Raw genomic sequence first — 7739 nt, forward strand, 5'->3', positions numbered from 1 at the left:
GCTGCCTTTGCCGCACTTCGACCTCAAGCAGCATTGGCATCGCAAGTTCCACAACGATCCGCGCACCGCATGGCTGCGCGGCATGGTCGCGTCGCTGTTCAACGACGAGCAGGACGAATGGCCGAAATGATCCGCTGTCGCGTCATCGCGAACGCACGCAAGAGCCGCCGATCGCACATCTCGCGCACCGGGCCGGCGCAGCCGCGCGACACACGATGCGCAAAAGCATGAAACAATGCCCCCGAAACGCGCCGCCGCAGCGGCCATACTCGATGGAGCAAACACATGGGTAAAAAAAACGCGCGGCCCGAGAAGGCTGCATCCCGGCCGAGCCGAGACGAGGCCGAAGCGGCCGTTCGCACGCTGCTGCGCTGGGCAGGCGACGATCCCGACCGTGAAGGTCTCGTCGATACGCCCGCGCGCGTCGTGCGCGCCTATGAAGAGTTTTTCTCGGGCTACGAGATCGATCCGCGCGAGATCCTCGCGCGCACGTTCAGCGAGGTCGACGGCTACGACGAAATGATCGTGCTGAAGGACATCCGCTTCGAAAGCTATTGCGAGCACCACATGGTGCCGATCATCGGCCGGGCGCACGTCGCCTATCTGCCGAATCACCGTGTCGTCGGCATCTCGAAGCTCGCGCGGCTCGTCGATGCGTTCGCGAAGCGCCTGCAGATTCAGGAAAAGATGACCGTGCAGATCGCCGACACGCTGTTCGACGTGCTGCAACCGAAGGGCGTCGGCGTGATTCTCGAAGCCGCGCACCAATGCATCTCGACGCGCGGCATCCACAAGCCGGGCGTGGAAATGGTCACGTCCCGGATGCTCGGCACGTTTCGTACCGATCCGTCGACGCGGCGCGAATTCCTGTCGATTGTCGCGAACCCCTCTTCCGTGAACCTGACGAATACGTAAATGGAGTCAACGAAGCAAACGGCGGACGCGCCCGTAGTGCTCGTAACCGGTGCGGCCCGCCGCGCCGGACGCGCGTTCGCCGAATATTTCGCCGCGCAGGGTTACCGTACCGCGATCCACTTCGACCGTTCCGCCGATGCCGCGCAGGCGACCGCCGAAGCGATCGCCGGGCACGGCCCCGAATCGGCCGCACTGCAGGCGGACCTCTCCGATGCCGTGCAGATCACCGGACTGATCGACGCGGTATACGCACGCTTCGGCCGCCTCGACGTGCTGATCAATAATGCGTCGGTGTTCTGGCAGGATCATTTCCCGGGCTTCGACCTGGCCGCCTTCGACCAGGCGTGGGCCGTGAACTGCCGCGCGCCGATCCTGCTCACGCGCGCGTTCTACGAACGGGCGCGCGCGGCGGGCACGCAGGGCGTGGTCGTGAATGTCGTCGACCAGAAAATCAAGGAAAACTTCCATCGCGACCATTTCAGCTACACGGTCGCGAAGGCCGCGCTCGGCAACCTGACACAGATGCTCGCGCTGTCGGCTGCGCCGGTGCTGCGCGTGAACGCCGTGTTCCCCGGCCTGATGCTGCCGAGCGACGACCAGACGCAGGCCGACTTCGAACACGCGAGCCGCGCATCAACGCCGCTCGCGCGTATCGCGGGGCCGAACGACGTGGCGCGCGCGATCCTGCTGTTGACGGGCGCCGCATACAACGGGGTCGACTTCGTAGTCGACGCGGGGCAGAACCTCATCCGCGTCGACCAGGACGTGCTGTACAAGCACCGCTCGCCGGCCGGCGAGCATTGACGCCGATACGCCGGCGACCGCGGGCGGGTCAGGGCTTCTCGGTCCGCTCGCCCTCGCGGATCTTCCCCTGCGCGACGCTGGTGCCGGGCGGCACGCTGTGCGTGAGCCACACGTTGCCGCCGATCACCGAGCCCCGGCCGATCGTCACGCGACCGAGAATCGTCGCGCCCGCATAGATCACCACGTCGTCTTCGACGATCGGATGCCGCGCATTGCCCTTGACGAGCGCGCCGTCGCCATCGGCCGGGAAACTCTTCGCGCCAAGCGTCACCGCCTGGTAGATGCGCACCCGCTCGCCGATGATCGCCGTCTCGCCGATCACGACGCCCGTGCCGTGGTCGATGAAGAAGCTCGGCCCGATCTGCGCGCCGGGATGGATGTCGATGCCGGTGGCCGAGTGCGCGATTTCATTGATGAATCGCGCAAGCAGCGTCACGCCGAGCCGGTGAAGCGCGTGCGCGAGCCGGTGATGCATCATCGCGAGCACGCCGGGATAGCAGAGCAGGATTTCCGTGATGTGCTGCGCGGCGGGATCGCCCGCATAGGCGGCCTGGATATCGCTGACGAGCAGCGCACGGATCGCGGGCAGCTGCTGGCCCAGGTCGCGCGCGATTTCAAACGCGCGTTCTTCGAGTGCCGATGCCGGCGTGTCCGCATATTCGGGCAGGAAAGGCAGCGCACGCCGGATTTGTTCCGACAAAACGCGCAACGTGCTTTCGAGCGTATGGCCGACGTAATAGTCGACGCTTTCGTCTGTCAGGTCCGGCGCGCCGTAATGCGTCGGGAACATCGACGCGCGCAGGCCGGTGACGATCTTGCATATCGCGTCACGGGACGGGAGCTCACGGATGCCGCGCGGATGGCGCGTGCGGTGCAACGCTTCGCGCGATTCGCGCAAGCCGGTAACGATTTCTTCGAGGCCCCACTGACGGGCAGGCGATTTCGACATATCAATGCATGCGGCCGCGCCTCGGGCACGGCCACGAATAAAAGTGACGGGTTTCGCAAGATTACCGTGTTTTTCGGCTGGCAGCCGGCCGCCGCCGGCGACCCGAACCGTTGTCGATGCCGCGGCGGACCGTCCGGATCAGGCCGTAACGCTGCTCGCGTCGATCCATCGCACCGCCCAGTCGCGCGCGTGCGCAATCGCGGCATCTTCGTCGCTGAACCGGAGATCCGAAGGAAAGAAACGATTCGCGACGAGTTCTCCGTCGCTCGATCGCGAGATCACGACATACGGTTTGAAGGATCCGTCGCCGGCGCGCGCCGGCGCGCAGTTCAACAGATAACCGCGATGCGTGAAGGCAGTAGTCGATTGCATGAGTCCGCCACCTCAAGTCCCTTGCTTTATTGTTCACTACCCATCCATTAAGGGTGCTGCGGCGCCCTGTCCGGGCGGAAGCGGTGCAACTGCGTCCCCTAGCACCGCTTCGTCGGAAAAGATCATACTCTGTAGAAAACGCATCTTCTAGCTGAAATAAATCATGACAAATCAGCGCGTGCGGCGCGGCAGCGGCGAACGCCCGCGCGCCTTTTCCCGTGCCGTCCGGAACGGGATTTGCTTCGATCCGGAAGCATCCGCCGCCAGGAGATTCGCGATGGATTCGTCTGCACAAACGCTACCTTCGCACCCGCGAAGCGCCGAGTTGTACAACGACGATACCTGCGACAGCACAGTCGATACCGACGGCAAGAATCGCGAAGCGGCGCGGCTCGCGCTCGGCGACCGGATTTCGCCGGATCAGGTGACGACGAGCAACGCATCGCTCGACAATGCCGTGCCGGAATCCTCGGACGGACTCGCGGGTTTCGACAGCCGGCCCGGCGGCAATCATCCGGCGCTCGCGCTGCGTCCGGGCTACGTGATGATCGAGAAAGGATTCGACGCGCCGATACCCGCCGACGAGGACGCGGTCGGCCCGGTCCATCGGCCGCCCGGACGCGAGCACTGGCCGGCGCATGCACGCCGCCCGGAACGGGTGATCGAACTGACGACCGAGCCTCGCCGGCGATAGCGTTTCAAACGATCGTATGCGGCGGCGGTCCTCCGAGTGTGGCGGGACATCGCTCGGCCACGTACGTCGTGCGTCCGGCCCGGTCGAGCGTGTCTGCGTGATTCGGCGCTGCATGCGTTGTCACGTGCCCGGCGCGAGGCGGGATGCGGGATGCACTGACCCGCAGTCGCCCAGCGACCAGCCCCGCCTCCCCCGGCATGACGCTGCAAACCCGGGCTGCGCGTCGACATGTCGAGCATGCGCGAGTGATTGCATGCCGGTCGCATCGACGGATCGATGCGACCGCAACGGTTCATGCGTGCGACGCGCCGACACGCAGCCCAAGCATTTCGTTCGGGCCGCCCGCATGATCTCCGCGCCATTGACAGTCACGCGGCCGCGCCTCGGAGACGTCGCGCGTGAACAATGCCGTTCCTACGATTGCGAATCGCACACGCCCCGCATTGCGTGACGTCACTGCACATTTTTCGGCATTCGTTTACGCTGCCTCGCATCGGCATGTTGCGTCACGGCCCATTCGGGCCGTCTCTTTTCAACCTGCATCTCGGAGACACCATGTACAAGCGTATTCTGGTTGCCGTCGACGGCAGCGACACATCGCGCCACGCATTCGATGCCGCGCTCGCGCTCGCGCAATCGCACGGTGCGGAGTTGCAGCCGTATTACGTTGTCGAGAACGCCGCGATCTACTACAGCATGCCGGGCTACGATCCGTCCGTGCTGCGCGATCAGCTGGTCGAGCAAGGTGATGAGCTCGCGAAAACGCTCGGCCAGCGGATGCGGCAGGCCGGCGTGAAGGGAGACATGAAGGTCGGCGAAGCAACGTCGCTCTCGGATGTGTCCGCGCTGATCCTCGATGCCGCACAGACCTTCGGCGCCGACCTGCTCGTGCTCGGCACGCACGGCCGCCGCGGCGTCCGGCGTCTCGTGCTGGGCAGCATCGCCGAGCAATGCTTACGACATGCGTCGCTGCCTGTCCTGCTGATTCCGGCATCGGCTCACGCCGCCGAGCAGACGTCCTGAACCGATCCGTCATGTTGATCGGGCACGGATCGGGCGCAACGAACGCATGCGGCCGATCGCGACGTTATGTCACCCGACGGTGTCAATATGCGATGGGACAATGATTCGGTCGATTCAACGCCGGAGTAAAACGATCATGCTGACGTCCGTCGCCGCTCGTCCTGCCGCTGTCACGCGTGTCGGCGGTTGGGCACCACGCCCGACCGCGAACTGTTCGTCGTGTGCAATGCGGCATCTCTGCATGCCGCAAGGTCTGGCGCCCGACGCACTCAGCCGCCTCGAATCGGTCATCTGCGCGGCGCGCCCGGTCAAGCGCGGCGACGCGCTGTTCCGTGAAGGCGATGCGTTCGACAACCTGTACGCCGTACGCTCGGGTTCGCTCAAGACCGTCGCGACGCGCCATGACGGCCGCGAGCAGGTGACCGGCTTGCATCTCGCCGGCGAGGCGCTCGGCCTCGACGGCATCTGCGACGATGCGCACCCGCGCACCGCCGTCGCGCTCGAAGACAGTTCCGTCTGCGTGATTCCGTACAGCGCGCTCAAGACGCTGTGCTCGGAAGCGGGTTCGATGCAGCTGCGCATGCACAAGCTGATGAGCGAGCAGATCGTGCGCGAGACGTCGCAGACGATGCTGCTCGGCTCGCTGAATGCCGAGGAGCGGGTGGCCGCGTTCCTGCTCGACGTGTCGTCGCGTTACCTGAAACGCGGCTATTCGCCGACGGAATTCAACCTGCGCATGACGCGCGAAGACATCGGCAGCTACCTCGGCATGACGCTCGAAACGGTCAGCCGCACGCTGTCGAAATTCCAGAAGCGCGGCCTGATCGGCATGCAGGGCCGCATCGTGCGCATCCTCGATCTCGACGGCCTGCGCGACATCTGACGCCACGCGCGTCCCGCGCGTCGGTCGACGCCGCTCGTCCGGGCCGCTCACCCGAAGCGGCCTCGTCAATCCAGAAACAGCGCGGCGCGCGCCTTGAGCGCCGTACTGAAATCGTCGAGCCAGCCGATCGACAGCCGCCAGCTCTGCCAGTACAGCTCGATATCGACGGTTCGTCCGGCCGACATGTCGATCAACTCCCCCGCCGCCAGCTGACGGTCCACCATCCGGTCCGGACACATGCCCCAGCCCAGCCCCGTTTCGCATGCGCGTTGATAACCGGCAACGTGCGGTATCCAGTGCTTCGGCGGATCGAGGTCCGCACGCGTCACGCGCCGGACAAAGCGCGCCTGCAGCCCGTCCTTCGGATTGAACATGACGCATGGCGCGCGGCTCAATGCGTCGCGGTGGATTCCGTCGCTGAAATAGCGCGCGTGAAAGCCCGGCGAACACACGGCCCGATAACGCATGCGGCCGAGCCGGGTCGACCGGCAACCCTGGATCGGCTCTGCCTGCGCGGTCACGGCGCCCTGCACGCTGCCGTCTCGGATGCGTTCCGCCGTGTAGTCCTGATCGTCGATGACCAGATCGAGCAGCGTCTCGCGCTCGGCACAGAATGGCCCCACCGCGTCGATGAACCATGTCGCGACACTGTCGTCATTGACCGCGACACGCAACGTCGGCCATGCAGCCGCAAGCGCGCCGGGCAATGCGGGCATCCGGCCGGACAGCTCCGCTTCGAGCAATTGCACGCGCTCGGTGTGGCGACACAGCAGCGCGCCGGACGTCGTCGCGACACAAGGCTGCCCGCGCTTCACCAGCACGCTGCCGACCCGTTCCTCGAGCAATTTCACGCGCTGCGATACCGCCGACGGCGTGATGTTCAGTTCCTTCGCCGCACGCTCGAACGAGCCATGACGGATCACCGCCGCGAGTGCGTCGAGCAACGCATAGTCGAGCATTAGATTTCCTTAATCTACATTAGTCGATTTAGCTGTTCTTACCCAACCGAAAAACGCAGACTAGCGCGACATGATTCATCCGTCCATCGCTCCTATCCATCATGAACTGGCTCGCTTTTTCACATGGCGCGGCGCTCTGCGCGTCGCTCATCGTCACCATCGGCGCACAGAATGCGTTTGTGCTGCGTCAGGGCATCATGCGCGCGCACGTCGGCAAGATCGTGCTGCTCTGCACGTTGTCCGACATGATCCTGATCGGCGCGGGCGTCGGCGGCGCATCGGTGCTCGTCGAGCGCTATCCGACATTCGTGCACGCCGTGCTGTATGTCGGCCTCGCCTATCTCGCGTGGTTCGGCCTGACCGCGCTGCGGCGCGCGTTCCGGCCGGGACACGCCACGCTCGACGTGCGAGGCGACGCGGTTGCGCCCCCGCCGCAAAGCGCGATGGCCATCGTCTTGATGACGCTCGCGTTCACATGGCTCAACCCGCATGTCTATCTCGACACGTTCCTGCTGATCGGCACGGCCGGGGCGCGCGAGCCGGAAGGCACGCGACTCGCTTTCGCACTCGGCGCGATGACGATCAGCGCCGTGTGGTTTGTCGGGCTGGGTTATGGCGCGCGTCTGCTCGCACCGTGGTTCCGCCGTGCCATGGCGTGGCGCGTGCTCGACGGTGCGATCGGGAGCATGGTGCTGTTCCTCGCGGCGGTGCAATTGAGGTAAGCGGTGGATGAGGCCGATCCGGCGGCGCGGTCACGGCTGGGAGCCTGCTGCCCGCTCGCGCCGGCGCCAGGTTCAGGCGACTCGGCCAGCGTCCCGCATGCGTTCGAACGCCGGCCCGGAAAGACGCCGAGCGAAGTCCGCGGCAATCGGCCGGAATGAGTGGCGCGCAATCTTCGGACAGCCATGCCGGACATCGGCGGGGCCTTCCCGCTAAAATCCCGGACTTTCCATCCTGACCGGCCAGCCCGCCATGCAGCCCGCTTCCCTCGCCCGAACCGATTCCCACGGCGCCGACGACGCCGAATCCATCCACGATCTCGTCTACGGCCCCGACGACCGGCCCGCGCCGGCGGTTGCTTTCGTTGCCGCCTTGCAGCACCTGCTGGCGATCCTGGTGCCGATCGTCACGCCAGGCCTG

General features: G+C 65.5%; 9 protein-coding genes and 2 pseudogenes. 8 read left to right on the top strand and 3 right to left on the bottom strand.

Annotation, left to right across the window (positions count from 1 at the left end; genetic code table 11):
- From KH616_RS18215 to KH616_RS18225, 3 genes and pseudogenes are all read left to right on the top strand, one after another.
- Positions 1-130, top strand: a pseudogene (locus KH616_RS18215) (LysR family transcriptional regulator); the annotation flags it as partial.
- 155 nt (positions 131-285) lie between these two features.
- Entirely contained in the window at positions 286-915 is a 630-nt protein-coding gene (gene folE / locus KH616_RS18220) for a GTP cyclohydrolase I FolE (protein WP_292249047.1), read from the top strand.
- Positions 916-1719, top strand: a complete 804-nt coding sequence (locus KH616_RS18225; protein WP_292249049.1) for an SDR family oxidoreductase — start codon at positions 916-918, stop codon at positions 1717-1719.
- 28 nt (positions 1720-1747) lie between these two features.
- Here the strand turns inward: KH616_RS18225 and epsC are convergent, their stop codons facing one another.
- A complete protein-coding gene (gene epsC / locus KH616_RS18230; protein ID WP_292249051.1) occupies positions 1748-2668 on the bottom strand; it encodes a serine O-acetyltransferase EpsC in 921 nt (306 codons plus the stop codon).
- A gap of 138 nt (positions 2669-2806) precedes the next feature.
- Positions 2807-3040, bottom strand: coding sequence for a hypothetical protein (locus tag KH616_RS18235; protein WP_292249054.1), 234 nt, complete (start codon positions 3038-3040; stop codon positions 2807-2809).
- Positions 3041-3317: 277 nt separating this feature from the next.
- Between KH616_RS18235 and KH616_RS18240 the strand changes: the two genes are divergently transcribed.
- The 3 genes from KH616_RS18240 to fnr all read left to right on the top strand — a co-directional run bounded on the left by KH616_RS18240 (position 3318) and on the right by fnr (position 5640).
- Entirely contained in the window at positions 3318-3734 is a 417-nt protein-coding gene (locus KH616_RS18240) for a DUF3005 domain-containing protein (RefSeq protein WP_292249057.1), read from the top strand.
- A 555-nt stretch (positions 3735-4289) separates the two neighbouring features.
- The gene (locus KH616_RS18245) at positions 4290-4757 is read left to right on the top strand and encodes a universal stress protein (RefSeq protein ID WP_292249059.1); all 468 of its coding nucleotides are present in this window, start codon (positions 4290-4292) and stop codon (positions 4755-4757) included.
- Positions 4758-4893: 136 nt separating this feature from the next.
- Positions 4894-5640, top strand: a complete 747-nt coding sequence (gene fnr, locus KH616_RS18250) for a fumarate/nitrate reduction transcriptional regulator Fnr (protein WP_292249061.1) — start codon at positions 4894-4896, stop codon at positions 5638-5640.
- Positions 5641-5705: 65 nt separating this feature from the next.
- Here the strand turns inward: fnr and KH616_RS18255 are convergent, their stop codons facing one another.
- Positions 5706-6599 (bottom strand): LysR family transcriptional regulator ArgP, encoded by an 894-nt coding sequence (locus KH616_RS18255; protein WP_292249064.1) that lies wholly within the window; start codon positions 6597-6599, stop codon positions 5706-5708.
- Positions 6600-6700: 101 nt separating this feature from the next.
- Between KH616_RS18255 and KH616_RS18260 the strand changes: the two genes are divergently transcribed.
- Entirely contained in the window at positions 6701-7321 is a 621-nt protein-coding gene (locus tag KH616_RS18260) for a LysE/ArgO family amino acid transporter (protein WP_292249067.1), read from the top strand.
- Between the two features lie 250 nt (positions 7322-7571).
- A pseudogene (locus KH616_RS18265) lies at positions 7572-7739 on the top strand (xanthine permease XanP); the annotation flags it as partial.

Source organism: Burkholderia sp. (assembly GCF_018375725.1).
Classification (GTDB): domain Bacteria; phylum Pseudomonadota; class Gammaproteobacteria; order Burkholderiales; family Burkholderiaceae; genus Burkholderia.

Excerpts from the sequence above, each read along its gene's own strand:
- folE (WP_292249047.1), top strand. The coding sequence starts at position 286 with ATGGGTAAAAAAAACGCGCGGCCCGAGAAGGCTGCATCCCGGCCGAGC.
- KH616_RS18260 (WP_292249067.1), top strand. The coding sequence starts at position 6,701 with ATGAACTGGCTCGCTTTTTCACATGGCGCGGCGCTCTGCGCGTCGCTC.
- fnr (WP_292249061.1), top strand. The coding sequence starts at position 4,894 with ATGCTGACGTCCGTCGCCGCTCGTCCTGCCGCTGTCACGCGTGTCGGC.
- KH616_RS18255 (WP_292249064.1), bottom strand. The coding sequence starts at position 6,599 with ATGCTCGACTATGCGTTGCTCGACGCACTCGCGGCGGTGATCCGTCAT.
- KH616_RS18225 (WP_292249049.1), top strand. The coding sequence starts at position 916 with ATGGAGTCAACGAAGCAAACGGCGGACGCGCCCGTAGTGCTCGTAACC.
- KH616_RS18235 (WP_292249054.1), bottom strand. The coding sequence starts at position 3,040 with ATGCAATCGACTACTGCCTTCACGCATCGCGGTTATCTGTTGAACTGC.
- KH616_RS18240 (WP_292249057.1), top strand. The coding sequence starts at position 3,318 with ATGGATTCGTCTGCACAAACGCTACCTTCGCACCCGCGAAGCGCCGAG.
- KH616_RS18245 (WP_292249059.1), top strand. The coding sequence starts at position 4,290 with ATGTACAAGCGTATTCTGGTTGCCGTCGACGGCAGCGACACATCGCGC.
- epsC (WP_292249051.1), bottom strand. The coding sequence starts at position 2,668 with ATGTCGAAATCGCCTGCCCGTCAGTGGGGCCTCGAAGAAATCGTTACC.